Genomic DNA, 26963 nt, shown 5'->3' with positions numbered 1-26963 from the left:
TTGAGGGCCATTAGAGCGCGTCCTTGATTTCGGAAGGGACCATGCTGTGCTTGGGCAGAACGAGTCCCAAAGGCAGGGATGCCGCGAAGGCGGTGTCCTGCGCGCCGTAGGCGCGGCGCAACAGCACTCGGGCGGTGCCGGAGGTCTGTTCGATGGCGGCCACCGCATCAGGCAGCCGTTCCCTGTCGGTCACTGTGGCGGTGACGACCATGCCGAAGTTCACCAGGCCGGCGCCTCGGGCTTCTTCCTGGGCAGTCTGCACAGCGGAGCGGGCATCGACCAGGGCACGGGCGCTGGGCCGGGTTCCGGAAGTGATGCGGACGTTGGCATTGTTCTGGTCGCGCTCGACCACAGTGGCGGCTTTCGCGGAATCCATTGGACGGTAGAGCAGGGAGACGCGTTTGCGGTCAATGTCACCGTGCGGGGCCAGCAGCCGGGAAAGGACCGAGGAGTTCACCGAACCCCGGGGCGCACCGGTCATGGTCCAAGAGACAGAGAACGCGGAATCGTGGCGGTAGTCATCCCAATTCGCCTGCGTGGCGGTGGGGCCGACTTCACCCCAGGTCAGGGCCACGGGGGAACCGGCGGCGTGGGCTTCATCAATGATCAGCGCTGCAGGGGGGTCGTAGGCGATGCGGACGACCTCGCAGAGTTCCTGCGCCGACATCGGCCGGGCGATACCTGCTCCGGTGGACTGCAGGCGGGCTGACAGGCCGGGGATCCGGGAGGCGAGGTCCCGTGCAACATCTTCGGGAGTGCGCTTCTTTGACCCGGACCGCAGGGAGGCGTTGAAAGTCAGGGACACCCAGGCACGGACCGTGGCCGATCCCTCCGGGTAGGTATCAACGACCTCGCGCAGAATGGCCTGGGCAAATTCCGGTGCGTTCGGGTCAATGTTCATCTCGACCTCGTGCCGGAGCCGGTACCCGGAATCGGGCGCGGTCTCCACCGTCACCGCCGCGGCGTCCAGCCCGGCTTCATCGGCTAGACCGGCGAGCCAACCGCCCCAGTTAGCGACCCATGCATCGACCTGCTCAGGATCCACCAGAGAGGCTCCATCGGGCTCGGTGGAGAAGACCACGGTGAAGTGGCTGGTGGCCGGTACGTGCAGCATGGCGAACGGGCGCTTGTAAGAGTCGGCGAACTCGTACAGGGTCGACTTCGCGGCCAGACCGGGCAGCTGGTACATGCCCCATTCGGTCACACCCAAAGGGCCGGAACGGTAGAGGTTTGTCCCGGAAGACTTGGAGAGCCGGAACGTCATGCGGGTGCCGAAGCGGTCTACAACGGACTGGCCGTGCTTGTCCTTGACCGTGAGCAACAAGGCGCTGGCCCCGGCAACGGCGAGGACAGCGAGGCCCGGGAACAGGCCCCAGATAGCGAAGGTGGTGATGCCCATCAACAGTCCGGCCATGACAATTCCGGTGCCAATGGCGCCGAGGTTGCCCAGGCCGGCGGAGCGCGGTAGGCGCCAGTTGCCGTAGGACGGTTCCTTGTATTCGGTGTTAATTGCTGCCACTGGGGCCCTCCCCCGTTGAATCCTGCGCGGTCTTTTCGATTGCCTGCGACGTCTTGGACGCCACCTGGGCCCCGGCGGCTAGAGCCATGCCAGCCGGCCCAGCTGCTGCTGCCCCGCCGCTTGCCCCTGCCACGGCTCCTGCGGAGCCTGCTTTGCCTGCGGTTGCAGCGCCAGCGGCTCCGCCCGGACCCGTAACACCGGGGGTGGGCTGACCTCCCCCGCTCCGAGGACCAGACGCTCCGTCACTGCCCTTCGGCGAAGCGCCGGCGGAAGTGCTCTGGGCGCTGGCCGTAGTGCTTGTGGTTGCAGGGGTTGGCGCGGCATTGCCTCGTCCGCTGCCGCTACGGCCCAGGGACACGGCACCGGTGGCCATGGCACCAACTGCTGCTCCTGCGGCTGCTCCGCTGCCCGAGGCAACGGCTCCGACCATCGGCGTGACGAAGCGCATCAACGCCGGAAGCGCGAACAAGGCAACGATCATCAACGTGAAGCCCGTGATGGACTTAACCAGCGCGTCGCGCCCCTCACCGGTGCCCATGAGAACGAACGCGACCGAGTACACGATGGCCGCTGCCGGCTTGTAGAGAATGAACGCGATCGTCCAACCCACGGCTTTCTGAAACCACTGCCGGCCCATCTCCGTGTTCGTGAACGCGGCGGTCGTTGGCAGGATGCCGGCCAGGATCACGAGCATGCCGCTCCGGACCACCATCAGCACAATCTGAACCAGTGACGCAATCAATCCGATCAAACCCAGGACGATGAGAATGAATACCCCAACCTCCGTCTGCCCAGTCATGACAAGCACGCTCATCGACTGAGCAAAGCCCTTCCCGTCCGTGGAACGCTCAATGATGGCGGCCGAAAAAGTATCTGCGGCAATGACCAAAATAGAGATGACTCCCAGGCCAAGGCCGGACACCAGGGTGAGGGTGAGCAGCGAGCGGAGCAGGTCCTTTAGCGGAGCACCGCGCTGTTCCCAGATCATCCGGATGCCGCCGATGATGACGGCGAGGACCGCCAGCGTCAGCGTCCAAGTCATCAACTCGCCGTTGATTATCGACACCACGGAACTCGGCCCAGTCCTGTCCTCGCTGATCAGGTTCACCGTAGGCATGGAGACCCAGAAGGTAGACAGAGTCGTCACCATCTGACTCATGCCCTCCATGATGGCTTTAGCCATGTTGCCCAAGGCGTCATCAGCCAAGCCTGAAGCCCAGTTTTTCAACTCACATCCGGCGTCGAGCATTTGGCATTTTTCCGCCACGTCAGGCTCCCGACCAAGGAATAAAGCCACTGAGGTCCCGGATTTGGGTTATGTCGTTAACCAGTCGACCTGAGTCAGCAATTGCCAGCTTCCAGTCACCATCTACCCACTCCAGGGGAAGTACCGTGTGTCCCAACACCCCTGTGTCGGTCTGAAAGGCAATGTCCACATTGGCTGCTGAACCTGAGTAGCTCTTGAGGACAAAGCCGCGAAATTGAACGGTTGAACTTGGCGCCGCCGTTGCCGGCATGGCCTGCGATTCTGCTTTGGCGATATCCCTGCCCGGCCCGGGAAGCAAAAGCCTATCCGTCAGTTTCTGATTGATGGTACGGTCCCCTGATGAGCCCATCGCAAGCAAATTGGCAGCGGCGTAGAGGGCTCCTGTTGGCGTTTGGGAAAAGCACGAACGGAACCCATCTTCGTCTGTGGTTCCTGGACCGAAGGTGTCCGGCTCGGTAGGCGTAGCCATCTTGCCAACAAGCTCCCAATTCGTGTCCGGCGCCGAGCCTAACGCCGTCTCCGACGACGAAGGAAGTCCACAAACGCTGCTGCCACCCTCAGCTGAAGCGCTGGGGCTGGCTGAACTGCTGGACTCCACAGGCGCAGGGGCGGGCTGCGTGTCGCCTTGTCCTTTGGGGAGAAGGAAGATCACGATGGTTGCTGCGATCAGCGCGACCACCAGCGCGGCAGCGATGATGAAACCGGGCTTGGTGAACGGATTGCTTTCGGTGGTGCTCTCTGTTGACTGGCTCATGGTGAACCTCCCGTTCTTGGTGCTGGCTTAGACGAAGGCACGGACGATGCCGGCGGCACCGGTGATGATGATGCAGCCCAGGAGGACCCAGCCGAGCTTGCCGATGGCTTGTGCGCCTTCGCCTCGTTGGAGCTGGATGACCATGCCGATGCCGACGATGATCACGCCGAGAACGCCGAGGACCAGGCCGATACCGGAGGCCCAGTTCAGGACCAGGAGCAGCCCGTCTGCCTCTGCAGGGATGGTCGGAGTGGGGTTGGGGATAACGCTGGTTGCAAGTGCGGAGAAGTCGTTCATGGTGAGACCTTTCAGTGAGCGATGTTTGATGTGGTGGTGTCGGTAGCCAAGGTGGCTATGTCAGTAATGAAGCGCTGGAATTCGCGGGACGCCGTCGTTGTGGTGTCTCCGATTCGCCAGGCTTCAACCCAGGGCAGGGTCCAGAGCCGGGGTGCTCCTCCGCCGACGATCGAAGTGAAGTCACGCAGCGCTTTAGGGGTCTTACCTGGGGCGTCCGCCATGATTGCAAGGCCGAGCAGGTCGACTTTCGGTGTGGCACCTGACACCCACTGGGTCAGTGCGCTTCTGGCGGCCGTGAGGCCGCGCATGTCTGCGCGGCAGACCAGCAGCACGCGTGGCTTGCTTCCGCCTTGGAGGACAGGCCAGCAGTGATCGGTGGCGCGTGCACCTAGGAGGTCGGCGATTCTGCTTTCGCCTGCTCCCCCGTGAGCGCCGATGATCCATAACGCGGCGGAACCGGTCATGGTGCGGCAGGCCAGGCGGTCCGCTGCGTCGGGTTCAACCATTCCCTTCAGAGGCGCACTGATAACTGCCGCCGGCGGCGAATACACATCTGGTGTTTCCTCTTCCGCAGTCTCGGTGGCGGGGCTGGTGATCCAGGGATTCAGGGACTGTCGCATAGTTCCTCCTTTCGAAAGTCCGTTGATGGGTGGGTTTAGAAGCCCTTGGCTACGGCGGCCGCGGCCGCCAGCCATGCCCGCTGCGTGGCGGGCTGAAGGGCTTCATAGCGGATGGGTCCGTTGACCAGCGCCGGATCGTAGGGAATCCTCACGACGGCCCGGACAAACGGCTCAAAGCCGTCCGCAATCCGCTGGGCCTCGTCCTTGGCCCGCTTCAACGCATCCCCTGACATGGCGCGCTTTGCGTCAGTGGATTCAGAGACGATCACGACGGCGTTACGGGCCAGCTCGGCATCGTGGCCACCACGGGATTCGAGGGTCTGCAGCGTCAGCCGGGCGGCTTCGGCGCGGTCCTCAATGGCCGTCACAGGTACGACAAGCTGGTTCGTGTGGTGAATCATCCTGCGCCAGTTCGCCGCCCGAGCGGTGTTGCCCGAGTCCATGACCACCAGCCGGTAATAGCGGGTGAGGACCTGATGGGCGATGTCGACTTCCTCAGCCGTGACTTCGTGGTCGCCTTCCTCGTTCTCATCCGAACGCAGGACATCGAACTTGTCTGCAGTCTGGTGGTGGACGAACTTGGCAATCTCGGCAGCGTTCGTTGCCGGGGAGAGCAGTTCGGTCGAGGAATCAATCAGATCCAGGACACTCCGGTCATGTGCGCCCTTTTCCGTCCGCCACCCCAGTGTGCCTTGGGACTCGTTGTTGTCCCACGCGACGGTCGCGGCCCCGCTGTAGCGGGCGAGAATGGCCGAGAGCATGACCACAGTGGGCGTCTTGTTCGCACCGCCCTTACGGTTGACCACGGCAATGGTCCGCGGACCTGGCCAGTGCTGGCTGACCGTGCGGACATCCTCCCGCTCGGACAGTTCTTCCGCGGACGGGTCCATCCGGAAGCCAAGGCGAGTGAGCGCACCCCGCCAACCCTGTGTGGCCGGTTCCAGGACCGGGGCGCTGACCAGGAATGAGGTTTCCTTCAAGCTGCGCCGGGTCGCCGGTGCTTCCTCCATGACCACCGCCGTTTCCGGCTTCGACGTGACCGGTGCTGGCGTCGACTCTGATGCGACGGGATTCGGCGGCCACGGCTGGCGGTCCACCGCGGCGACGGCGGCAGCCGTAGGTTCTGCCGGGGCGAACACAGGCTCAAATGCAAGAGCCGGGACGGTATCAATGACGGCAGGAGCCACCGTCTCAGGCGCGGTTCCCGGTGCGTCGGCGCGGCGTCGGACGGGGCTTGCCTCGTAGGAGACGGACTCAATTTGACCGTCCGGGTGCACGATCAGTTCACCGTGCCCTTCGGGATCCTCGATCCGGACCCTGACAGGACGGTTCAGCGTCTGTGCCTCGCCCACAACCAGAACCAGGGCGTTGTTGCGAAGATCCTGCAGGGACTCCCCGGCAGGGACGATGCGGGAGTTACCGGCGACAACGATTTCAGCGGTTCCGTTGTCACGGACGATGGCCCTGATGTTTGGAAAGGCCAGGACCTCGGTTGATGTGGTGCTCATGGGCTTCTTCCTTACGTGTGTGAGATGGGGAGTTCCGACGCTTAGGACGAGGGTGGCGTGAAACGGTTGACCTTCCACGGGGCGTCCTGGCCCGTGCGCAGCAGCTGCACAGTGTAGGTCCCGGCGTTGGTCGGAACGGTGGCCATGACCCCGTATCCGTTGGCTTCATCGACGTTTAGCGTGGCCGGGCCGGTGACGCGACTGGCGGGAATGTTGGCCGGGTCCACAGCCGAGTAATCGGCAGTCGCCTGTGGCGTCAGCCATCGGGCAAGATCATTGGCCCACTGCTTTTCCTCCACACCAGGGCGGGCAAAGTCCGTCATGGCCTTTTCAGCGACCTCTACGGCCGCGTCCGTGCTGGCCTGGTCCCAGGTAATGCCGATCGTGGCAGGGACTGTGCCTCCGGGAGCCTGCGGTCCGCTGCTGGCGCTCAACGAAACCGGCGCGGAAGGCGTTGCGATCGTGGGTCCAGCCGGGGCAGGTCTGGTGTTCGCTGCCGGTGCGCACGCGGCGCAGAGCAGGGCTACTGCGATCAGGGCCAGGGGCTTCTTCACTTTTTCTCCTCTTGGGTAGGCAGGTACAAGAAGGCGGAGGGGACACCGTTGCTGACGGTCCGGGTGTAGTAGTTGTGGTCATCCGGGGGCGGGTTGCCGTTGTAGCCCTCTTCGACGTAGGTCCCGTCGTCCTTGACTTCCTTGACCACAGCGACGTGACCGTAGGTCGGGTCCGCTCCCCCTGCCCCGGGCGCGTACCAGACGACAGCCCCGACCCGCGGTATCGAACCGGTGGGCCAGCCTTTGGCGTCCCAGCCGGCCTTCCACGTCAGGGCCGAGCCAAGCCCCTGCCCGTCCTGACGGAAGTTGCCGTTCAGGAACTTGAACGGCTCACCGGTGGACCCCATCTGCTGGTTCACCCGCCACAGGGCAAAATCCACACACTCGCGGTAGAACATGCCCAGCGGGGATGCGGCTGCTCCTGCCCCGACCTGCATCCAGGTCGGAGAGTCTTTCCACGGGTAATCATCCCCGGCACCTGATTTCCCCGGGATGGCGCAGTCGCTGCCTTCCAGGGAGTACTCCCCGTCCGAGAGTGCCTGGACGAGCTTGACCGCCCCGGGCCAGTACTTCTCGTAGTGGTACGGGTCGGCGTTGCGCTGGACCTTGTTCCCGGCGATGGTCGGCTCCAGCAACTCCCAGCCCTCGCTCTTCTGGAGGGCTTTGATGAAGTTCGTGGCGCTGATGGCCGGGTCCATGCGGTCTGCGTAGGAGCCCCACGCGCCGTTGTCGCGCTGCTGGAACAACCCGCGCGAGTCCGGGCCCGGCTCGTCGCCGTAATCCAGGACCCGCAGGCCCGACTCCCCCAGGGAAACCATGACGCTGATCATCTGTCCCCTCAACGACAGGTCCAGGGCCTTACCGGCCCGCATGATCGCTGCTGCGTTCTTCAACTGCTCCCCGGTGTAGCCATGGACTTTGAAGTTCACATCGATGACGGCAGAAACGGCCGGGCCACAGGTCGCCGCGGTAGATTTCAAAGGGGTGAGCAGCACGAGCATGCTGAGTATCAGGCCAAAAAACAGTATCGGGGTGGCGATGAGCGTAACCAGAGCAAATGACCTGCCCCGCATCAGCCCAGACCCCCGTGTGGTCCGACTAACAAGAGGTCCGTGGCGTCCGTTTTCGTCGCCAGGTCGGTGGTGCAAGCACGAGTGACATCGGAGATGAGGCAAAGACGCTGCGGGCAGCTGCCTTGGCGACTCCACATAAAGAGTGCCGCGGAACGCACTCTTTTATTTAGCAATAGAGTACGGCATGCATACCCGTGATGATTTAATGAAAAGTCGGGCAGTATGGACGCATGCCCCGACTGATCCGTCCGAATCTTCCTCCAGATGTCGAAGCCGCAGTTAGATTCATGGGCAACAGGGCTCAAGCGAAAGTCTTGAGGCAATTGGCTATTGTGGGTCCCTCGACGATCGGGCAACTCCAGGCTGAGCTGGACATAGGCAGACCGAGCCTGAACCGGCATCTGGACGCTCTTGAAGATGATGGGTTGATCGAAACTGATCCTCCGCGCGGTGTACGCCAAGGCCGGGATGTCACCTATGCTGTGCGACCAGCCAGGGTCCGAAACTTGGCGCGCGCATACTTTGACTATATCGAGGGACGCTGATCCCGACGCCTTGCTCTTGACAGCCATGTCACCACCCTAACAGGGACGAAACATGTTTCGAACGTTATTCAGGGTGTTCCGGATCAATTCTTTCAAGGGCATCGACTTCATCGAGAAGAGCGTTGATGGCGTCCAGGGTCTTGACGTCAATGTCGCCAAGAGTTCGAGCCGCGATATTCTTCAGCTGGTTTCGTCGCATCTTCTTCAGAAGCTGAAGCTCCCGTTCAATGCGTTCTGGAAGTTCACCGGTTTCATCTGTTAGGTATACCGGGTCAATCTCGAAAAACTTGGCGAGTGCAACCAGCGCCTCCGTGGGAACAACCTCCAGCGATTCACCAGACCGGATGCGCCACCACCGCGTCCTGGACAATTCGTATCCGTGCTGGCGGACGCCGGCCTGTATGTCCGAGAATTCATACGGCTTGCCACCTTCGGCCACTACTACGTCAAGCAGAAGATTCACCTTGCGAGCAAGAGTCTCCGCCTTTGCCAGCCGATCCCGGGCGGTCTCACTGCCAGCCATTTCCTACCCCATCCGAAAGTTCACCAGCTGACGTTGCAGCTTGAGCCTCAGCCCGGTCCGGCTGGAAAAATTTTCCAAACCAACAACGAACTGCCAAATCCCACCCTACCGGGTCTGCATTCCACTCCTGTGTGTGGCCTGAGCACTCGAATTCGACCAGTTTTATTTGTTCTTTGTGGGCCGCGGCGAAGCGGACAGAATCTTCGATGGGGACGGACCAGTCGTTTTTGCTGTGCAGTATCAACACTGGAACGTCAGGCCTGCGGCCGAATCTGTTCGCGTCCGCTCTCCTGATGTCCAGTGGCTGGTGGAGGCCAGCCAGCCGGCACAACTGAGTTGAGGAAATTAATGAGGTAATCACGGAACCGAGGAACCGGGGCCAGCCTTGGTGGTGGGCGTTCGCACGGAAGGCCGCCTCCCAGTTCAGTACCGGAGACACCATCACGACACCTTTGATCATATTTGCCAGCTCTGAACGGTGGAGAGCATTGAGAGCAATGGTCGCCCCAAGGGACCAGCCGAATATGATGCAGCTGTTTCCTCCCCGTTCTTTAACGACCTTGAGCGCGTCTTCAAGGTCGTGCCACTCAGACTCGCCCAAGTGAGAGCGGCCATCCCGCGATCTCGGCCCCTCACCATCGTTGCGGTAGGAAACGATCAGTGAGGTTAGACCGAGAGCACTTGCGCTTTCCACGCCTCGAAGTGTCTGTCGACGGTCACTCCCCTGGCCGTGTACGTGAATTGCCCACAGGTCGTTTCCCTTATCGACGATCCATGCAGGAGCCGGACCTAGTCCGGTGGGCACCTCAGTTTCAACGAAAGAGGAAGACGGTGTGACGGCTACGATGCCGCTCCACCTGCAACGCGACTGCAATGACAATGCTATGGGCCGATAAAGAAGTCGACGCCGAACCGCCCCGTTTGTCGTACCAAGCACGGGTCCTAGAACAGCTGGGTCATCTTGCCCAGCGATTTTTAGTCCAAAGGTCCCTGGTGCAAGCGTGCGCTTGGTGGCCCGAAGCTCGATTTCATCGTCATTTATCGCTAGGGGAATGATGTCATAGCGGTGTCTGTGGGTGGGACAAACGGCCTCCCGTGCCGCCCATGCAAGCGTCGTCAGTGTGGCGCACGTTGCACCAACCACTAATTTGGCGATAGCAGCAGTCATCTCGAGCGCCACGATTGCCGCTCGAGGTATCGGGTTGCCTTAGCCAGCTTGTCAAGTCCGTCGCTACCGATCCGTTTCCTCGATCCGGGATCCCGGACAAGAGAATCTTGGATCTCCACAATCATGCGGTGCAGCTCCCGTCGGCGTCGGTGCGGACGTTCGGGTACGACCGCGAAATCTAGTGTCACCCCGGAATTTCCGGCGATGGCCACCTTCCAGACTGGGTCTAATTCAGCGAGCATGGAATTAATCCGTGAGGCCTCGTATATGGAGAGAATTTTGCGCCGTGCTGGCGGGAGGGCCAGTCCGGTGCAGAGCAGAGTAAAAGTTGTTGCGTTAAGTACCCCATACAGCCCACTGAGCGTGGCCATCGCCTGCAGCTCGCCCAAGACATGCAGAGTGTCAAGCGCTAGTACGTTGACCACTAGTAGGACAGCTGACAAGCAACCCATACCTACCAGCGCGAACGCCGTCTTGTAATTGCCAGTGCTCCAAGACTTGCGGAAGCGTAGGCAGGTCCAACCTGCCGCGGCCATCACTGCACCGATGTATACGTATTGGACCGCCGAATATAGGGCAGCGGCAGGCTGAGCCCCGTACTGCATCATGAAGGCTGTGGAAGTGATGGGGGCATCGATCAGGGTGAAAAAAGCAGCCGCAGCGGACGCGGCTACCATTACGCCGAACTTACCTAGCACACGGGGCGACTTGGAATGTCCCAGTACAGGAAGGGGACGGGCAGCCCTGTGGATGGCTCTTGCAAGGAAGTAGACACCAACCAAGAGCAGGAGATTTGCACCGAGGTCGGCATAGTTCCGTCCATACAAGAGCTGATCAACGACCACATAAACGCAATCGACGTTGAAGAGCAGGGAGATCGAGATGAGGACCGACGCCCAGAGGATGCTTGTGTCCTTTCCGGGCCGCCGGGTCACTACGACAACCACGCTGAGGGCGATCATCAGCGCTGCCGTGAAGATTTGCACTATCCGAAGACCTCCTCGAAAGCTCCTGGCTCTCTTGGAGTTCCCCTGAGCGCTTCTGCCATCAAATCCGCCAGATACTCGGCCGTGGCCTCCTCCACTGTGCGGAATTCTGTTCGCATGAGCGCTCGACGTACAAGCTCGGGTGACAAGCTTTGCAGACCTTCTATTAGCAACACGCGGGCTGCGGAATTCGCATCATGCCCCAAGACCATGTGGGCGAGCTCATGAAGGATGAATTGCTGCCGCTGCAACTCCCAAGGAGTCGGAGGATGAAACACCCATTCCTGTCTCCTTCCAGGAACCCAGAGACCGCAGATGGCGGTGCCAAGCAATCTGTCGGTTGCCTTGATACGAATCCGACGGCCACGGATTTCTTCGACGGCACTTACGGTCTGCTTAAGCGTAAGACCAGACGAAAGATTTAGGCTCTCGAAAGCCTTGGAGGCATCACGGAACGCTTGCTCAGACTTAGTTATTGACAAGGAACGCAGAGCTTGCGTCACTACAAGTTCCTTCACATGGTTGTATCGACTAGGCTAGTCTGAAACATGTTTCAGACGTGTTTTGCTGGAATGGCCAAACAAAGACCAAGGCAAATCGGGCCTACCTTACCAAGAGGGCACGACAGTCGCTTGTCACGAACGGAAGGGAAACAACAATGCCACGTATGCGCGGCGCACCGGCATCGAGCCTTTGTCGGCCAGCTCATGATGATGCGCTCGGACCGCTTGCAGCAGGCTGAAATATGAGGCTGTTTCCGATTCAACACGCCGAGGCTGTTTCTGTTTCAATGCTGGAGGGCGGAAGTCGTCGGTGGTAGTTTCAGTTTCAGAGGAGCTGGAAGGTCCAGCATTTCACTCCTTTAGGGCCGCTGAGTACTTGGCTCGACCACTCTATTGAAGTAAAGGCAGCCCCGGCTGCCGTAGTTCAAAGGACAGGGATGATGGCTCCAACTACTCGTACGGGCAGGCGCTCCAAAGGCGATCGCAAATTCGTCGGTTTCCGCATCGCTACTCCTAAGGCCGATGCGATGGAGGAAATTGCAAAAGCGGAGGGGTACCAGTACGTCAGCGACTGGCTGTCTGACGTGGTTGAGGAGCGCCTTGCCAACACCAGGCTTCACGCAATCCACCAGCAGGACGAGCTGCCACTCGGCCGCTTAGCCTCTTAAAAGTTGAAGGCCCGCACGAGGCGGGCCTTCGAAGCTTCTGATTCACGAACTGGGATGCTTGCCGGCGAACAGTCCGCGAATCGTTTGGAAGTCCTTTACAGGGCTTCATTTGTGTAACAAAACCGATCCGCCAAGATCGGTCCTTTTCATTGCCTGTCAGCAACTCTCCCCGAAAGGATTGTTCTCATCGTACATGGACACCCATGTGCGTCGCCAGCCATATCTGAGTCTGGCGTGTCGCGCAACCTCTCCTCGTCATACTCGCCAGCCGAAGCGTGGGCAGCCCTTGCTCCTGTTCTCGCGGGTCAGCCCAGGGTCCGGCTTTCCAAGGACTCCGGAAAAACCTATCCGCAGAGATATGAACGGAACCTCACCGAGACACTCCCGTCTTTTCCCGCCGCTGTTCGGATCTTCGGCAAAGACGGCACCTGTGCCGCGATCTTCCTCGACTTCGACTCATCTGTAGCCGGAGTGGACTGGGTCCAGGCCGATGTCCGGGCCGTCCAGACCTGGCTGCACTCGGTCGGGGCGCGATGGATTGAGGACTACTCCCCCAACGGTGGCCGCCATGTCTACATCCCGCTGGCGCAGCGGGTCACCTTCTCCGAAGCGCGTGACCTTGTCGAGGCGCTGGGCACACGGTACCGGACCCTGGACAAGACCCCGCACCAAAACCTGCTCCACGGCTGTATGCGAACCCCTGGCTCACCGCACAAGCGGGGCGGCCACCAGCAGCTGGCAATGAGCCTTTCCATGGCCTACGACATAGCACGCCGGCCCAACAGCGCCGCCGTCTGGACCGCCATGACTAAGGACATAGCCGCAGAAATCAAGGCTGTCCGGGCCCTCCGGCAGGAAGAAACCTTCACCCCCGCGGCCGCGAACGCACCGGTCATCGACCAGCCCGTCGGACGCATGTCCCGGGCAATGCAGGTGCTCGCCCAGACCGGACTGTACGACACCAATCAGTACGCCTCGGACTCCGACGCACGCCAGGCCGTCATCGTGTCCGCGGCGGCAGCGGGCCTCGAGCTGGTCGATGTTGAACGCCGTATGCTCCAGGGAACCTGGCCCGGACTCGCTTCCTTCTACGCCCGGTACGCAGCCCGTCACCGGCTCCCGTCCCTACGCCGTGACTGGATGAGCGCCCTTAGCTACCTCAGCAAAAACAAGGCCAAAAACGCTCCGAATAACAATGTCCGCAGATCCCCCACAAGCCAGCCCCCTACACAGGCGGCAGGGGTAAAGAGATCACCCTCAAATTTAAATACCGATGCAGAGCATCGGTTCATCCGGACCTGGCGTAGTGCACTCAGGATCAGGGAGGCGAGGTATCAGGAATCCAGGACGGGAATGGCACGCCGAATGGTGCTACGGGCACTGGGGGAGGCAGCTCACATGACAGCTTCACGGTTCGTAGAATTCGGCGTCCGGTCCATCGCCGTGGCCACCGGCCTTGACCACACCACTGTCGGTCTCCACCTGAGGGAGCTGCGTGCCGAGAAGGATCCCCTGGTCGCGCTGGTGGAAGAAGCTCGTGGAACCAAGGGTGATCTGTACATGCTGACCGTGCCCGAAGAGCTGAAGATTGCCGCCGAAGATGCGACGTGGCGGAAGGGAAAGGTCCACGCCCTGCGCCCGGTGTTCCGGGAGCTGGGGCTGCCGGCAGCGTTCGTCTACGAGGCCCTGGAGCACTCCCCCGCCATGCCGACATTGGAAATTGTCCGTGCCACGCGCCTTTCTAGGTCCGCGGTGCACGAGGCCCTAGAAGTTCTTACGGCGTGGAACCTGGTCGCCCGCGACGTTGGCAGGGCCTGGTCGGTCGTCACCACGACGTCATTGAGTCAGCTCGCTGAACAGTTCGGAGTCCTGGAGGGAGTGGCGGCGCAGGTGCAGAGGTACCGGACAGACCGGATCATCTGGCGGGAGTGGCTGGCCAAGAACGTCACCACCGTCGTCGAGCTCCTCTCCCCCGGTGAGGACTACCCGTGGGAAATGTTCGAGGGACCGCCCGATGAGTGGTCACTGTCCGACATGGCCTTCAGACAATCGGCCTGACCAATAGGGCAAAGGGAAAGTCATGCTTTCATGCATGAATGAATGCATGAAAGCATGACCGCGGAAATGCGGGTTAGCGGTTGGAGCCCCAGCGCATTCGGACACCCTGCTCGATCGCGTCTCGCAGGGTGACGCCCTCGTTTTCCTGGGCGTCGTAGAGCAGATCCAGGATCTCCTGGGAGACGCGGGTGCTCAGCGGGAAGGTGACCTCGCGGCGCTGGGACTTCTTGTTCGTAGTCGCCTTGGCCTTTGACCCTCTGGAGGTCTGGCGGGCAGGAGTTGGTGCCAGCGACTCGAAGGGAACCGCGACCGCTGCAGGTGCAGCCAGGGCAGGTGCTGCCTGGAGCGACGACTCTCCTGCAGCCTCTGGCGCTGAGACGGGCTCAGCCGCTAGAGCAGGAACCGAAGCTGGCGCTGCTTCCTCGGCCGGCTCCTTCTCCCCTCCCCCACTGACGGGGGTGGCCCCAACCTGGACCGGGGCGGCGGACGGAGCTGCCGGTGTATGCGTTGCCGGGTTGTAGTCGACAGGGTCCACCGTGTCGTCCGGGGCCGGCCGGGGCCTGCGGCGCAGCTGTGCGGGTCGGTCTTTGATTACGCTTGCCTCGGTCATCGGACGATCTCTTTCATCAGCTCGGTGTAAGCCTCCACTACTGGCAGGCCTTTGCGGTACTCCCCGTACCACTCCTGGGTCATGCGCATCTCTTGGACGATGGTACGGTGCGGGACCAGCGGGGTGAGCAGCATCCCGGTTTCACGCAGTTCCTCGATGCTGGCGACAGCGATTCTGGACATGACGGTGGAGGCGACGGCGCCGACGATGATGCCGGCTTCATGGAGGTTGTCGGGCGCACCGATGCGCTTGCGTGAGGTGCGGAACTGTTCAACGCTGCGGCGGGCACCCGCTACCCCATCGACACCGTCCACCGTGGCGCCGGCGGCGTACACGATGGTGTCCGCTGCGTTGAGCGCGGAGAGAGTGAGCGGCCCACCCTGACGGTTCGGGCAGTCGATGATGACGACGTCAGCGTCGATTCCCACCAGGGATGTCTTCAGGCGGAGCTCTGCGTGATCGGCTCGGTCTGCTTCACGGTTGGAGACGCTGCGGGCAGACGGAACGACGCGGAGGTTGGGGAACCAGCTGGACTCTACGGCTAGGTCTTCAGCCCAACCTTCCGGGTCCGGGTCGCCCAGGATGGCACCGACGTGGAGGCCAGACTCCTTCGGTGCCACCCCGATCCATTTGGTTGCGGCGGCACGCGGGTCCAGATCAACGAGGACAACCTTGCGCCCCGAGGCGGCAGTTACAGCGGCGAGAGAGACAGCTGACGTCGTTTTGGTGGCGCCACCTGACTCGCTGTAAACCATGATTGTTTGCATGGGTTCAAGCTTCCCGGGCGCACATGTGCGTTACAAGGAGCCACGCCGACCGCACCCCCGCTGTGATCAAACTGGCATGACAGATTTCTTTCTTTCATGCATGAAAGAAAGGATGCACGCACGCATGATGCGTTCCTTCCTGCCGTTCGTTGTCGGTGCCACGAGCACGCCGACCACGCCCCTCCCCCACAAGGGTCAGGGGCCGATTCCCTTGCTGGCCAGGCGTCCTCCGGCCCTGCCGGGGGTCATTGCTGCATGCATTCATGCATGAACGATTGCAAGACCGCCACCTGGCAGAATGATTGGACGGGAGTCTGCGCCGCGTCTGGAGCCGACGGGTGGGCAGGATTGAGCTATTCCTGCCTTCTTTCTGTAGCGCCCTAATGCATGCATGCATGCAAGCTGTCGCGCACGCCTGCCTGCACGCTGGCTTGCATGCGGGAATGCAGGAGGGCATGCACGCTGGCCTCCAGGTTTTGCACACATGCGCTCAAGCTGGCTGGCCATCTGGCTTGCTTGAGGCAACGCCGTCCGGCCCCGGACCTTGGCTTCATTTCCACAGGCTCTTTCATGCATGAATGAATGCATTCCTTCCGTAGCCGCTCATGTGATCTTCGAGATCTGGGATTAGTTAACCCAGAAGGTCCATGAACTGCCGCGGCTTCGAATCTTCATGCATGAATGCAGGCAAGCCGGCCTGTTGGAGCTTCGGGAACTTCGTCAATCTTTCAGGCATGAATGAATGCCTGTTCGCGGTGCCGGACCGGCTCTTTCTGTCTTGCTTTCATTCATGCATGAAAGAAGGAATGGCACATCGCAAGCCGACATCCCCAGGCGGAGCTCATATTCCTGAAGGAAAGCGGGAGTGCGTGCATTTACGTATGAAGGAAGCAACGCTTGCTGTCTGGCCCGGGAAGCCATCTACCCCTTTGCTGCCGCCAGCCCTTCCTCCCGCCCGTGCCCGGTCGGGCTCCGGCCCGGTAATTGTTAGCCTCCCGCGAACCGCGTACCGTGACCTCACGGTGTCGTCCATGCTTGTGGGGGAGGAGCGGGGCCGGCGCGCGTGCCTGGCATGCGTGCCATCCTGCTTGCTGGCCTGCAGGCACGCTAGCCTGCATGCATGCATGCGTGCATTCATTCATGCATGAACGCATGGCGGCAGGCTTGCCGGGTTGGCTTACCACCGCCCTTCGTCGAAGGTCTCGCCGATAACGGTGCTGACGTTTGTCTCGTCCTCGATCAGCAGGAGTTGGAGGGCGCAGTCCTTGGCGGCCACAAGGGGAGGGGCTAATTGATCCCTTCCGACAGGCAGGTCCGGACGTCAGCCCGGCCTTATGTGCCGGCCAGATAGTAAGTAGCGTTACTACTGGACGTGGTGTCTAGCAGCGGGCGCCGCGTTCCCTTCGTCGGCCAGCTTTGCCGGGACCGCATGCTCGCGGGGCTCGCACTGGTTTTCGACGCCCTTCAACCAGTTGAAGGGCGTCCGCTTCGCGGCCGGCTGTTGGGTCCAGGGCGCGCCGTCGCAGAGCTCCGGACCCCCTGGCCCTGCCTTGTCTACGACGTTTTCTGGTTGCTGTCCTTATGTTGTTACCGGGCTCAGTCCCGCGGCCATTGTAGGGTCGTGGCTACCCAGGGGAGACGGGTATGGCTTTGGTTGCTGTGCCGGACGTTTCGTGACGGCTTCGAAGGATTGGCCGCCCGTCACCCCGCGATGACCCGACCGCTGATTGAGAGACGCGACATGATCGCCGGATAAGGACACGACGGCGCGGTTATCTGCTGGGCTCTAACCCATCTAACAGACTGGAGGCTGTTCTTGGTGCAACTATGGGCCGGCATCGATGCCGGCAAAGCCCATCACCACTGCGTTGTGATCGACGGCGACGGAAACCGTCTGCTTTCGCAGAGAGTCCCCAATGATGAACCAGCGCTGCTTCAGCTCCTGGCCAACGTGCTGGAGCTTGCCGCGGGGGACGCGGTGGTGTGGGCGACTGACCTGAACCACGGCGGACCGGCGCTGTTGATTGCCTTACTAGTCGGTCACGGCCAGGACATCCTCTACATCCCGGGTCGTACTGTGCACCACGCTTCCAAGATTTACCGCGGCGAAGGTAAAACCGACGCGAAAGATGCTGCGGTCATCGCCGACCAGGCCCGGATGCGAACTGACGTGCAGCCCCTGCGCGCAGGGGATGAGGTGAGCATTGGGCTGCGGCTCCTGACCGCCCGGTGGGCGGACAAGTCCGCAGACCGAGTAAGAGCGATCAACCGTCTGCAAGCCCCAGCTGCTGGAATACTTCCCCGCGCTGGATCGGGCCTTCGACTACAGCCGTTCCAAGGCAGCCCTGACCCTGCTGACAAGACACCGCACACCGGACGGGATCCGCCGCGCGGGCCAAGCCAGGATCCATGCTTGGCTCAAGAAGCACGGTACCCGTTCGTCGGCAGCAGTGGCCGCAGCTGCCGTGGAGGCGGCGAAATCCCAGCACACCATCGTTCCCGCCCAGTACATGGGGAGGAGATCGTCGCCGCACTTGCCCAGGAAATCCTGACTTTGAACGAGGAGCTTGCCAAACTCGATGCGCTCATCAGCGATAAGGTCGTGAAACACCAGCCCACCGAGGTGTTGTTGAGCATGCCTGGGTTCGGGCCGGTCCTCGCTGCCGAGTTCCTCGGCGCTACAGGCGGAGACCTAACGGTCTTCCAAACCGCTGACCGATTCGCGGCCGTTGTCGGACTGGCCCCGGCACCCCGGGACTCCGGTCGTATCACCGGCAACCACCATCGGCCCAGACGGTACGATAGGCGGCTCCTACGCGTCTTCTACCTGTCCGGCCTTTCGGCGCTGAAGAGCTGTCTCGCCTCCAGAACCTACTACGACCGCAAACGCATCGAAGGAAAAACACATACTCAGGCGCTTCTTTCCCTCGCCAGGCGACGTCTTAATGTCATTTGGGCAATGCTTCGCGACGGCACTAAATACTCCCTCGCGACGACCAAGGATAGACCCGTGACAGTCTGACGATCCACGACATCCCCATAAAATCATCCTCATCTGAGGGCGGAAAACGCGGGCTACGGTTGCGTGGGGAGCAGGTCAGGCAATTTACGACAGTAAAGCCTCTGAACTCACTTGGAATCCCGCTGCCTTCAAGTCACCGAGCAGGTGACGCTGCCATCCACCATGAGAGTCAAGAGGGTAGTACGCCACGCCTGCTATGTCTGAGGGGAGTTCCACGCCCTCTTCGTAAAGAATCGTGACGTTGCGTCGTCCTACTCGGCCCATTGCATAACCTAGTTCCAAGATCACGTTTTGACGGGCGCGGGGCTGCATTTCTGGCGAGCCAGCCAGGCCGCCGTGATCATCTCCCGTGATGATCACGACCGCGAAACCAGCCCGTTGGCCTAGCTGTTCCTCCAATTTTTCGATGATCGTTGCACCTTGGTTGGTCTTCTCCATCAGCACTACCGCTTCGTGAGCGGTGGCGCGGAGCAACAGATTCTGGACCTGGAGGCGCGGTGCTTCCGCCCGGCCATGGATTAGAAAAATCGAAGGTGATTCCTGAGCGAGACCACGATCGTCATTTCGCTGAGATTCGTATCTGTAGAAGTCCAGGTTCTCTCTAATCACGGCAAGCCTCTGAATCTTCTTCTCGATGTCGCTTCGCAATCCTTCTGTACTGACCCCCTCGACATGGTCCAACCCGAAACCGTACGAAAGCCCGCGGAAGTCTAAGTAATCAGCTTTTGGCCCAGCTTGAAAAAATGACTTGGTTTCGAAGCTGCCCTCCAAGATGAGTTGATTTCGCTTGTCCCAGGTTTGATAGCCCGCCGAGAGAACAGTCAAATCATCTCTGGCGTCGGTGGCGAGGAGGTTTGAGCCCTGAGTCATCGCCTCATTGAGCTTCTGCCGTAGTTGCGCTGGTGAAACCATAAGTCGTACGTTCATGATGTAAGTCCAGATAGGCGTAGGGGGTTGAATAGTAGGGGAACCTCGTCGCGGCGGAGCTTATCCGTTGCTCGACCAACAAAGATGGTCAGCTAAAACAGTCTCGGCTCAAAAACTTCCGTGGCGCCTTCTAGTCGTCCTCCTTCAGCCAGTGCCTCGTAAGGGTCTGCATCCAAGGGATGTTCTCGGCGTACTTTCGCTCTAACTTCCAAGCTTTCCTCTTTGAGGCGCTCTACGGGCTCGTAATGTCGGCCTTTCTTTGCGCCAAAAGCTTCTAGCAGACCCGCCGTCACGAGCTCTGCTAAGTCACGGCTCGCTAAATTCACCGAGACATCCTCGATTTCTCTATATGTCTGATTGCGTAATCGATACCCCGAAAGCGCGTGGAAGAATGGGCCAATACACCTTTCGTTTAGTCCAGCTGCGTGGATTTCGCGTTCAGCAACACCCCAAAGCATCTCTGCCTGCTGGGTGCGACGGAGTACCGTCAGCGCTTGCCGGTAGTGTGCAGTCAAACAAAATCGAATCCAGCGGATGGCATCATTCTCTGGGTGCCAGCTCCCTTTGCCGACATCAGCGAGAACCTTGTAGTACGCCTGCTCGTTTCTTGCAAGGTTCTCCTCGATCGAGCAGAACTCAGGTGCAAGGACACCTTCTCGGGCGAGAACCAGTGCCTGTAAGCACCGCGCCATCCTCCCGTTCCCGTCTTTGAAGGGATGGATCATGACTAAATTCAGGTGTGCCATGGCCGCGCGGACAATGGCGGGAGTCTTGGTCTGTTTGTTGACGGCCACGACTAGTTCTCGCATCAGTGCTGGCACTGTCTCAGGGTTTGGGCCCTCATAAACCTGCATGTCTTGGTCTTCGTCGTATACGTAAATTGGGCCCTTCCTATACCGGCCGGGCCACTTCGTAAGGTCGTAGTGCTGCATCATAAAATGAAGACTCTTGATGAGCGCATCCGAGTACTCAAAGTCCTCTTCGTTTGCCAATTGCAGGACGTAGGTCATGGCATCTCGATAACCCTTGACTGCCGACCAAGCGGCATGGTCAGCAGTCATGGGTTCCTCCTCTCCAACAGCGGCAAAGGCATCGTTCACGTCTACGTGAAAGCCCTCGATACTGTTAGAACCACGGATCGCACGAGCGAGAGCCACTCGACGCAAAAGACCGGTCCATCGTCGCGGCTCACGAACTTGAAAGCGCAGCTTCTCGCGGAGCCCGTCAACGGCCCCAAGCACTTGGTAATCCACGTCTTCGAGAATGGGGACTTGGTACAGCACCAGCTTCCTCCTTGGTCAGTTACTAACTGATCTTACATCAGTTAGCAAAGTACGCCCCTGAAGGGGTGTCGGTGAATTGCGGACGTGTCAGCAGGGCCATTAGGGGAAGTAGAGCTCGGACCTGGAAACGAAAAACCTGATCCTCCCTCAGGAAAATACGACCCTCGACTCGGTGACAAGCCAGATCCGTAAGCTGCCTCCGCGGCCTAACGAAGCGCCAAGAACGGAAGTTCGCTCCCTATTGCACGAGTTTGAGAGGCTGGGGACCGCCGCAACCACGCTAACGAGAGGTGCTGGTCAGGGAAGCAAGGTCTGATTCCGAGAAACCTATCCTGCCCTCGTGATCGCTCCATCAGGTGAATCACGTACAGTGCCACCAGGATTTAAGATCGAGCCGCCAGGCCTACGCACAGCATCCTTTCCCGTGTTCTGTCAGTATGTCCGTATGGAGTGGATTTGGGCGGTTGTCGGTGCGGTTTTGGGTATCGGTGGAAATTTTATTTTCGAATATCTTCGTTCGCTGGTGGCTCGCAATTCCGGCGGCAAGCTAGCAATTGAGGGTACTTGGTGTGAGTGGACCCCAGAAGGATACGGACGTCAGTTCAGCGTTGGTGTCATCCGATACAGGTTCTGGAAACGTCGCTACGACTTTGACGGGACGAACTACCATAACGACGGCCGTCCCTTTTGTCATTGGAGCACCACGGCAAGCTACGTAGACAAGGAACGCAAGGAGTTTCACTACATCTTCGCGAACCACGACTTATCATCTCCGCACGTACAGTCGTACGGATATGGAGTCGTTGCTCTTGTCCCCAGAGGGAATGAACTTGTCCCGAGCGCTGGATTTTATCTCTATAGTGGGCCAGTCGGCGCTCGTCAGATGGGCCACTCCATGGTGCCGGTAACCGATCCTGCACTTTTCCTCGATCGTTCAGTGAACGCGGCAAAAGACTTGAAGAAGGTGTGTCCCAAAGAGTGGCAGCAGCGCTCAGACGCCGCTCCGATCAATTAAGCAACGCGATAGAAGCGGGGCCCGCTGTACCCGTCACGGACGACCTGTTCAGTGAACATGGACAGTGGGCGCACCCAGAAGCTGTAGTCGTCGTAGAGTTTCCGGTAGTAGACAAAGTCAATTTCTGTCTCACTGTGGCGACCCACTCCGAAGACCTCGTATCGCTCCCCTTTGAAGTGCTCGTAGATGCCTGGTTCGAGAGCCATCGTAAGGCCTTCTAGCTAGACCAGCGATGGATATCAGCGAGAGAAAAATTCCTAAGTGCATTCCGCGAGTAGTCGTGGGCTTCAAGCATCCACTGGTCCTGGTCATGCCACTCGGTGGACCCGAACCAGATCCGTACTGGACGGATCGTGCGCGTGAACCGCTCACCGCGGTGATTGGTGTAGTCGATTGTCACGTCTTCTGAGCTCACACGTGGATGGTATCCCACTCAGGTAGCGGAGGCGCATATCTTCTCGGAGAAGGAATTGTCGCGTTACCAGCGAGAATGGAGATTTTGGCGTCAGGGCGCAAGTCTCTTTTCAGCTCTGTGTACGATCCGCAGTAGAAGGTCAGCAAGCTGAATCACTTCAACCGCTTCCATAGGGTCATCGAATTGGACCGTACGGTGGCTAGTTGGATTCTTGTATGCGCCTATGGCGCCGGCAAAGAGATTGGCGGTGGCCTCTTTCTCTCCACCTTCAGCCGCGGTGTCCGTCAACAGCCCGTCTTTGGTATTAAAGGCTTTCCGCATGAGGTGGACACCGATGGTCTCATCGGGGAGGCTCGCCACACGCCTTACCTCTACTTCCACCGCTTTTAGGGCTGCGAAGCAGGCGGTTTCGTAATCTCCGAGGGCAAAATTGGAACGAGCGGACGATAACAGTGGGTCGAGTGCGCCAGCCAATCTGTCAGCAGCCCAAACCTTCGAAATTGCCTTCGGATCGTTTATAAGCTCACATCCTGACGCCGTCACTCGTTGCCAGTTCGATGCAGCTTGCGTGTCTGGACCCAGCAGCCCATGAGACTCCAGCCATGCCCAGGCGTCACTTAGTCTATTCAACAAGACCTGCCGGTCAGGCTGTTGGTCATCCCTCATTGCCGCGTCAAAACCTCGGAAGGTGTTGTTGGCGGTCACGGTTCCCGTGTCCAGCTTCGCTAATAGTTTCAAAGCTAAATCAGGTAGCGGCAGGTTGCGGACGTCTTCGAACGGGATAAGGGGACGATACATAAGGCAAGCGTAGGTGAAAGGTTGGCAAGCAAATTCAAAGGGACTAGGGCAGACGTGCCGCAATGGAAGCACTGCGGGTGTCTTGAAATTCAACAGCTTTTCAAGACACCCGTTCGGGGCAGGGATGGGCCGGTCGGGTTGTCGTTTTCAGAAGACGTCTGCACCCCTTCATGGGGAAGTATGGTCCCGGTGCACGGGACTGTTGACAACCCCTTGTCAGAAGTAGCGTGCACTGCCGGCATTTTCATCAGAAGTCGTCTGCACTAGCCTGAATCATGGTCAAGAGTCGTCTGCACCGTCAGCGCCCGTAATGACATCGGATGACCCGCAGATCCTCGAGCGGGGGGTGCTGGGTATGTCGGATAGGGCGTGGGAGCGCCTACGCCGGCAGGACGAGGTAATCGCGCCTTTGGCAGCCCTGGCCACGGTCACTCACGGCGCGGCGGACAGCGCGGCCGAAGAGTTGGGATTGTCGCGGCGGCAGGTCTACATCCTGATCGGCCGACACCGGAAGGGTACGGGTCTGCTGACGGATCTTGCCCCGGGTCGCTCCGCTGGCGGCCGGGGAGGCAGGCGGCTGTCGGAACCTGTGGAAGCCGTGATCAGGGAAGTCATCCGGAGGACTTACCTGACGAAGCAAAAGCCGTCTCTCGCGGTCGTGCACCGCCAAATTGTGCGTGAGTGCAAGACGCTGGGATTGACGGGGCCGGCAAGGAACACTGTTGCCATCCGGATTGAGGCGCTGCATCCGGTGGAAGTCACGCGCAGCCGGGAGGGTAGCGACGCCGCCCGGCCCTTGCAGTCGGCCGGCGGGACGGTGCCGGAGATCATGGCTCCGTTGGACCAGGTCCAGATCGACCACACCGTGATTGACTTGATTGTCGTCGATGACCGGGACCGGCAGCCTATCGGTAGGCCCTACCTGACGGTTGCTATCGATGGTTACAGCCGGTGCATCCTGGGAATGGTTGTGACTTTGGAGGCGCCGTCTGCGGTTTCGGTGGGCTTGTGCATCGCACACATGGCCTGCGACAAGCGGCCGTGGATCGAAGCCTTGGGTGTGGACGCGGCCTGGCCAATGAGCGGTAAGCCCAAGGTTTTGTTCCTGGACAACGCTTCGGAATTCAAGAGCGAAGCGTTGCGCCGCGGTTGCGAACAGCACGGCATTAAGCTCAGCTACCGGCCACTTGGGCGCCCGCACTACGGCGGCATAGTGGAGCGCATCATCGGAACGGTGATGCAGCGGGTCCATGAACTGCCGGGGACGACCTTCTCGAACCCGGGACAACGTGGCGGTTACGATGCCGACAAAATGTCCGCCCTGACGCTTACGGAGCTCGAACGCTGGCTGACCTTAGCGGTCGCCAGCTACCACGGCAGCATCCACACATCCCTGAACCAGACACCCGCCGGGCGCTGGGACGGGGGCGTAAGAGAGTTCGGTGAGCAGCCCGTGGTCTCCCACCCGGCAGCATTTCTCATCGATTTTCTGCCGGTCATCCGGCGCCAAATCACCCGCACCGGTTTCGTCATCGACCATGTCCATTACTTCGCAAACGCGCTCAAACCCTGGATCGCACGGCGGGACCGGGACGAGAAGTTCGTCATCAGGCGGGACCCGCGCGACATTAGCAGGGTCTGGGTGCTGGAACCGGAAGGGACGGCATATGTGGAAGTCCCGTACCGCACCATTTCCCACCCTGCGGTCACCTTGTGGGAGCATCGGCAGGCACTGGTGCGACTCCGTCAGCAGGGACACGATCAGGTCAATGAGGAAGCACTGTTCCGCACGATCGATCAAATGCGCGAAATTGCCGCCGCGGCGCAACGGGCAACCCGCAGATCACGCCGGGACCTGCAGCGAAGGCGCCACTTGCAGGCCTCCGAATCCGTGGCGGAAGCGTCGGCTCCGCCTGATGAAATGCCTCCGCCCGACCGTGACGCGGCGACTGCCCGTCCTTTTGAAGAGGTGGAGCAGTGGTGACCAGCGATGACTACCCGCCCCCGGATCTCTCCCATCTCCAGCCCTGGGCCCAGACCATGGCCCGGCTGCCGGCGGAGGAACGAATCCGGCGCATCCGGGCGGACCGCTGGATCGGCTACCCCTTGGCCGTCCAGACCCTCACCCGGCTAGAAACGCTCTATGACTGGCCCGGCAAACAACGCATGCCTAACCTCCTGCTGATCGGACCGACCAACAACGGCAAGTCCATGATCATCGAACGGTTCCGACGCCAGCACCCTGCGCACTCGGACGACGACCAGGAGCACATCCCCGTACTGTGCGTCCAGATGCCCTCCGAACCGTCCATCCCGCGGTTTTACACGGCCGTACTCGCCGCACTCGGCGCGCCCACGGTACCGCGCCGACGCGTCGCTGACCTGGAACAGCTCACCCTTGCCGTGCTCCGCCGCGTGGGAGTGCGGATCTTGGTAATTGACGAACTGCACAACGTGCTGGCCGGCCGGGCCGACGTCCGGCGTGAATTCTTGAACCTGCTGCGCTTCCTGGGGAACGAGCTGCGGATCCCGCTGGTGGGGGTAGGAACCCGTGAGGCCTATCTGGCCATCCGTTCCGATGATCAGCTCGAAAACCGGTTTGAGCCCGTCACGCTGCCTTTGTGGGAGGCCAACGCCGACCTGTCGTCGCTGCTGGCCAGCTTCGCCTCATCTTTCCCGCTTCATCAGCACTCGAATCTGGCGACCGATGATATGGCCCGTTACCTCCTTACCCGGAGTGAGGGCACCATCGGGGAACTTACATTGCTCCTGACCGAAGCCGCAGTGGCCGCTGTGGACAGCGGTGAGGAATCCATCAATCACCGGACGCTGACGCTTGCCGAATACGACGGCCCCAGCATCCGGCGCCGGAAGTTCGAACGCGAGCTCAGGTGAGACCGCCGGAGCGCTGGCCCTTGCACCCCGCGCCTGCAGAAACGGAATCGTTGTCCTCATGGATGCGGCGGATCGCCGCCAGCTACAGCATGTACTCCTACGAACTGCTCGAACACGGACTTGGCCAGCAGGAACTTCGCGACGCCGAGCTGGACCTGGACCCGCCGGTGCACCTGCTCGAAGTGCTCGCCAAGCGCAGCGGGCTCGATCAACACCGCGTCAGCGCCATGACCATGTCCGGATGGGTGCCATGGCTCTTCGACACCCTCACCCCTGCACCCGATACATACGAAACCTACGTGCACCAGTTCTCGCTGCTCCTGTCGCCCGGGCGGCGAAATATTTATGCTCCGCGAAAGTGGCTGCCGTGGCTCTCGGAAACCGCGGCGAAGCGGGGATGCCGTGAATGCCTGGAGTCCGGCTCGACGCTGCTGCTCTTCTGGCAAGTGCCGGTCATGGCCAGCTGCACGGTCCACCGGCGCCGGCTCGAGACCTATGAAGGACACCCGGCGGACTACATCATGTGGACAGCTCCCGCCTATGACCAGCGGGCGCTTCCGGACTCGTTGTCCATCATGGACCGGCGGACCTGGCAGGCGATAACAACAGGATCCGTTGACCTTCCCCGGTATCCGGTTAACGCCGGCGTCTGGTTCCGGCTGCTGCGGACCCTCCTGGACGAACTCAGCACAGCTCAGGGACGTTACGGGAGGCAGCTGGATGACGTGCGCCGTGTCTGGGAACACTGCGGCCACCCGTTCCGGGCTGGCCTGCATTCATGGCAACCGTTCGAGACCCTGAACTGGACCGTCCAGCAGCAACTGCTCGAAGCGGCCGCCGCGGCGATGGAACTGATCGAGGACGGCTCCCTGACCGCCCGGGGTACCTCCGGGCACCTGCTGCGCCCCGAACCGGACACCGCGATCAGCGATGGAACCCCACCAGGATCACTGATAGGCGCCGACGGCGTGCAGAAGCGGCCGACACTGGATGAACTCTGGAACCAGGCGACGGCTACCTTGGACTCGTGCATCGAAGCAGCCAAGACGGATCCCGTGGTCGCGAAGCACCTCTTCGACTTCGCACGCTACGGGTGCCGCAGTGAAGAATCTCTGCGCGGTCTTCGGGACACCTTCGCCGAGCTTCAGATACCCCTCAACTTTCTGTCACAAACAGAAGGATGACCAC

General features: G+C 60.6%; 27 protein-coding genes. 8 read left to right on the top strand and 19 right to left on the bottom strand.

What is annotated here, in order from left to right:
* Nucleotides 1–10 precede the first annotated feature (10 nt).
* The 8 genes from HTS88_RS08955 to HTS88_RS08920 form a co-directional block, all read right to left on the bottom strand.
* On the bottom strand, nt 11–1519 hold the full coding sequence (locus tag HTS88_RS08955; protein WP_174177495.1) for an SCO6880 family protein: 1509 nt from the start codon (nt 1517–1519) through the stop codon (nt 11–13).
* Nucleotides 1506–2726, bottom strand: a complete 1221-nt coding sequence (locus HTS88_RS08950; RefSeq protein WP_174177493.1) for a TrbL/VirB6 family protein — start codon at nt 2724–2726, stop codon at nt 1506–1508. Before HTS88_RS08950 ends, HTS88_RS08955 begins: the two co-directional genes overlap by 14 nt.
* 61 nt (nt 2727–2787) lie before the next feature.
* The gene (locus HTS88_RS08945; protein WP_174177491.1) at nt 2788–3540 is read right to left on the bottom strand and encodes a DUF8175 domain-containg protein; all 753 of its coding nucleotides are present in this window, start codon (nt 3538–3540) and stop codon (nt 2788–2790) included.
* Nucleotides 3541–3567: 27 nt separating this feature from the next.
* Nucleotides 3568–3837 carry a hypothetical protein gene (locus HTS88_RS08940; protein ID WP_139031086.1) on the bottom strand — a complete coding sequence of 90 codons (270 nt, stop codon included), beginning with the start codon at nt 3835–3837 and terminating at the stop codon, nt 3568–3570.
* Nucleotides 3838–3848: 11 nt separating this feature from the next.
* Nucleotides 3849–4457, bottom strand: a complete 609-nt coding sequence (locus HTS88_RS08935) for a DUF6668 family protein (protein ID WP_174177489.1) — start codon at nt 4455–4457, stop codon at nt 3849–3851.
* A gap of 35 nt (nt 4458–4492) precedes the next feature.
* Nucleotides 4493–5965 carry a chromosome partitioning protein ParA gene (locus tag HTS88_RS08930; RefSeq protein WP_174177487.1) on the bottom strand — a complete coding sequence of 491 codons (1473 nt, stop codon included), beginning with the start codon at nt 5963–5965 and terminating at the stop codon, nt 4493–4495.
* Between the two features lie 41 nt (nt 5966–6006).
* Nucleotides 6007–6519 (bottom strand): hypothetical protein, encoded by a 513-nt coding sequence (locus HTS88_RS08925; RefSeq protein ID WP_174177485.1) that lies wholly within the window; start codon nt 6517–6519, stop codon nt 6007–6009.
* A complete protein-coding gene (locus HTS88_RS08920) occupies nt 6516–7448 on the bottom strand; it encodes a CHAP domain-containing protein (RefSeq protein ID WP_425515555.1) in 933 nt (310 codons plus the stop codon). The genes HTS88_RS08925 and HTS88_RS08920 overlap by 4 nt, the downstream gene beginning before the upstream one ends.
* Nucleotides 7449–7822: 374 nt before the next feature.
* On the opposite strand from HTS88_RS08920, the gene HTS88_RS22485 reads away from it, so the two are divergent.
* A complete protein-coding gene (locus HTS88_RS22485; RefSeq protein ID WP_082874624.1) occupies nt 7823–8137 on the top strand; it encodes an ArsR/SmtB family transcription factor in 315 nt (104 codons plus the stop codon).
* A gap of 64 nt (nt 8138–8201) precedes the next feature.
* Here HTS88_RS22485 and HTS88_RS22155 read toward each other — a convergent pair whose 3' ends face one another.
* From HTS88_RS22155 to HTS88_RS08895, 4 genes are read right to left on the bottom strand one after another with little or no spacing between them, the layout of a single operon-like run.
* Complete coding sequence (locus HTS88_RS22155; protein ID WP_246256101.1) at nt 8202–8660, bottom strand: hypothetical protein; 459 nt, start codon at nt 8658–8660, stop codon at nt 8202–8204.
* Nucleotides 8647–9828 (bottom strand): alpha/beta hydrolase family protein, encoded by a 1182-nt coding sequence (locus tag HTS88_RS08905; RefSeq protein ID WP_246256120.1) that lies wholly within the window; start codon nt 9826–9828, stop codon nt 8647–8649. Before HTS88_RS08905 ends, HTS88_RS22155 begins: the two co-directional genes overlap by 14 nt.
* Nucleotides 9825–10814, bottom strand: coding sequence for a hypothetical protein (locus HTS88_RS08900; protein ID WP_174177478.1), 990 nt, complete (start codon nt 10812–10814; stop codon nt 9825–9827). Before HTS88_RS08900 ends, HTS88_RS08905 begins: the two co-directional genes overlap by 4 nt.
* Entirely contained in the window at nt 10814–11317 is a 504-nt protein-coding gene (locus tag HTS88_RS08895; RefSeq protein ID WP_174177476.1) for a hypothetical protein, read from the bottom strand. Before HTS88_RS08895 ends, HTS88_RS08900 begins: the two co-directional genes overlap by 1 nt.
* Nucleotides 11318–11754: 437 nt before the next feature.
* Between HTS88_RS08895 and HTS88_RS08890 the strand changes: the two genes are divergently transcribed.
* Nucleotides 11755–11985: a hypothetical protein gene (locus HTS88_RS08890; protein WP_066281513.1), complete on the top strand. Its 231-nt coding sequence runs from the start codon at nt 11755–11757 to the stop codon at nt 11983–11985.
* A 234-nt stretch (nt 11986–12219) separates the two neighbouring features.
* Nucleotides 12220–14043: a MarR family transcriptional regulator gene (locus tag HTS88_RS08885; protein ID WP_174177474.1), complete on the top strand. Its 1824-nt coding sequence runs from the start codon at nt 12220–12222 to the stop codon at nt 14041–14043.
* A gap of 73 nt (nt 14044–14116) precedes the next feature.
* Here HTS88_RS08885 and HTS88_RS08880 read toward each other — a convergent pair whose 3' ends face one another.
* On the bottom strand, nt 14117–14653 hold the full coding sequence (locus tag HTS88_RS08880; protein WP_174177471.1) for a hypothetical protein: 537 nt from the start codon (nt 14651–14653) through the stop codon (nt 14117–14119).
* Nucleotides 14650–15420: a ParA family protein gene (locus HTS88_RS08875; RefSeq protein WP_104189715.1), complete on the bottom strand. Its 771-nt coding sequence runs from the start codon at nt 15418–15420 to the stop codon at nt 14650–14652. The genes HTS88_RS08880 and HTS88_RS08875 overlap by 4 nt, the downstream gene beginning before the upstream one ends.
* Nucleotides 15421–17239: 1819 nt before the next feature.
* Here HTS88_RS08875 and HTS88_RS08870 point away from each other — a divergent pair.
* Entirely contained in the window at nt 17240–18442 is a 1203-nt protein-coding gene (locus tag HTS88_RS08870; RefSeq protein ID WP_343044913.1) for an IS110 family RNA-guided transposase, read from the top strand.
* 84 nt (nt 18443–18526) lie between these two features.
* Here HTS88_RS08870 and HTS88_RS08865 read toward each other — a convergent pair whose 3' ends face one another.
* Together HTS88_RS08865 and HTS88_RS08860 are read right to left on the bottom strand one after the other, a co-directional pair.
* Complete coding sequence (locus tag HTS88_RS08865; RefSeq protein ID WP_174177469.1) at nt 18527–19369, bottom strand: TIR domain-containing protein; 843 nt, start codon at nt 19367–19369, stop codon at nt 18527–18529.
* Nucleotides 19370–19461: 92 nt separating this feature from the next.
* A complete protein-coding gene (locus HTS88_RS08860) occupies nt 19462–20652 on the bottom strand; it encodes a Fic family protein (protein WP_174177467.1) in 1191 nt (396 codons plus the stop codon).
* A 340-nt stretch (nt 20653–20992) separates the two neighbouring features.
* Here HTS88_RS08860 and HTS88_RS08855 point away from each other — a divergent pair, with 340 nt between their 5' ends.
* Nucleotides 20993–21667 (top strand): hypothetical protein, encoded by a 675-nt coding sequence (locus HTS88_RS08855; RefSeq protein WP_174177465.1) that lies wholly within the window; start codon nt 20993–20995, stop codon nt 21665–21667.
* Here the strand turns inward: HTS88_RS08855 and HTS88_RS08850 are convergent.
* From HTS88_RS08850 to HTS88_RS08845, 3 genes are all read right to left on the bottom strand, one after another.
* A complete protein-coding gene (locus HTS88_RS08850) occupies nt 21664–21873 on the bottom strand; it encodes a DUF1653 domain-containing protein (RefSeq protein WP_174177463.1) in 210 nt (69 codons plus the stop codon). The two genes, HTS88_RS08855 and HTS88_RS08850, sit on opposite strands and share 4 nt — an antisense overlap.
* A gap of 11 nt (nt 21874–21884) precedes the next feature.
* On the bottom strand, nt 21885–22067 hold the full coding sequence (locus HTS88_RS22550; RefSeq protein WP_485061794.1) for a WYL domain-containing protein: 183 nt from the start codon (nt 22065–22067) through the stop codon (nt 21885–21887).
* 105 nt (nt 22068–22172) lie between these two features.
* Entirely contained in the window at nt 22173–22880 is a 708-nt protein-coding gene (locus tag HTS88_RS08845; RefSeq protein ID WP_174177461.1) for a TIGR02391 family protein, read from the bottom strand.
* Between the two features lie 310 nt (nt 22881–23190).
* Here HTS88_RS08845 and HTS88_RS08840 point away from each other — a divergent pair, with 310 nt between their 5' ends.
* The 3 genes from HTS88_RS08840 to HTS88_RS08830 are packed head-to-tail and all read left to right on the top strand — an operon-like array spanning nt 23191 to nt 26959.
* On the top strand, nt 23191–24864 hold the full coding sequence (locus HTS88_RS08840; protein ID WP_174177459.1) for a Mu transposase C-terminal domain-containing protein: 1674 nt from the start codon (nt 23191–23193) through the stop codon (nt 24862–24864).
* A complete protein-coding gene (locus HTS88_RS08835; protein ID WP_425515554.1) occupies nt 24861–25775 on the top strand; it encodes a TniB family NTP-binding protein in 915 nt (304 codons plus the stop codon). Before HTS88_RS08840 ends, HTS88_RS08835 begins: the two co-directional genes overlap by 4 nt.
* The gene (locus HTS88_RS08830; protein WP_306971292.1) at nt 25772–26959 is read left to right on the top strand and encodes a TniQ family protein; all 1188 of its coding nucleotides are present in this window, start codon (nt 25772–25774) and stop codon (nt 26957–26959) included. The genes HTS88_RS08835 and HTS88_RS08830 overlap by 4 nt, the downstream gene beginning before the upstream one ends.
* Nucleotides 26960–26963: the final 4 nt, after the last annotated feature.

The organism is Pseudarthrobacter oxydans, from assembly GCF_013314975.1.
In the GTDB taxonomy this organism is placed as follows: domain Bacteria; phylum Actinomycetota; class Actinomycetes; order Actinomycetales; family Micrococcaceae; genus Arthrobacter; species Arthrobacter oxydans.
Note: the sequence above shows the minus strand (reverse complement) of the source record. Positions and strands in the feature narration are given on the sequence as shown.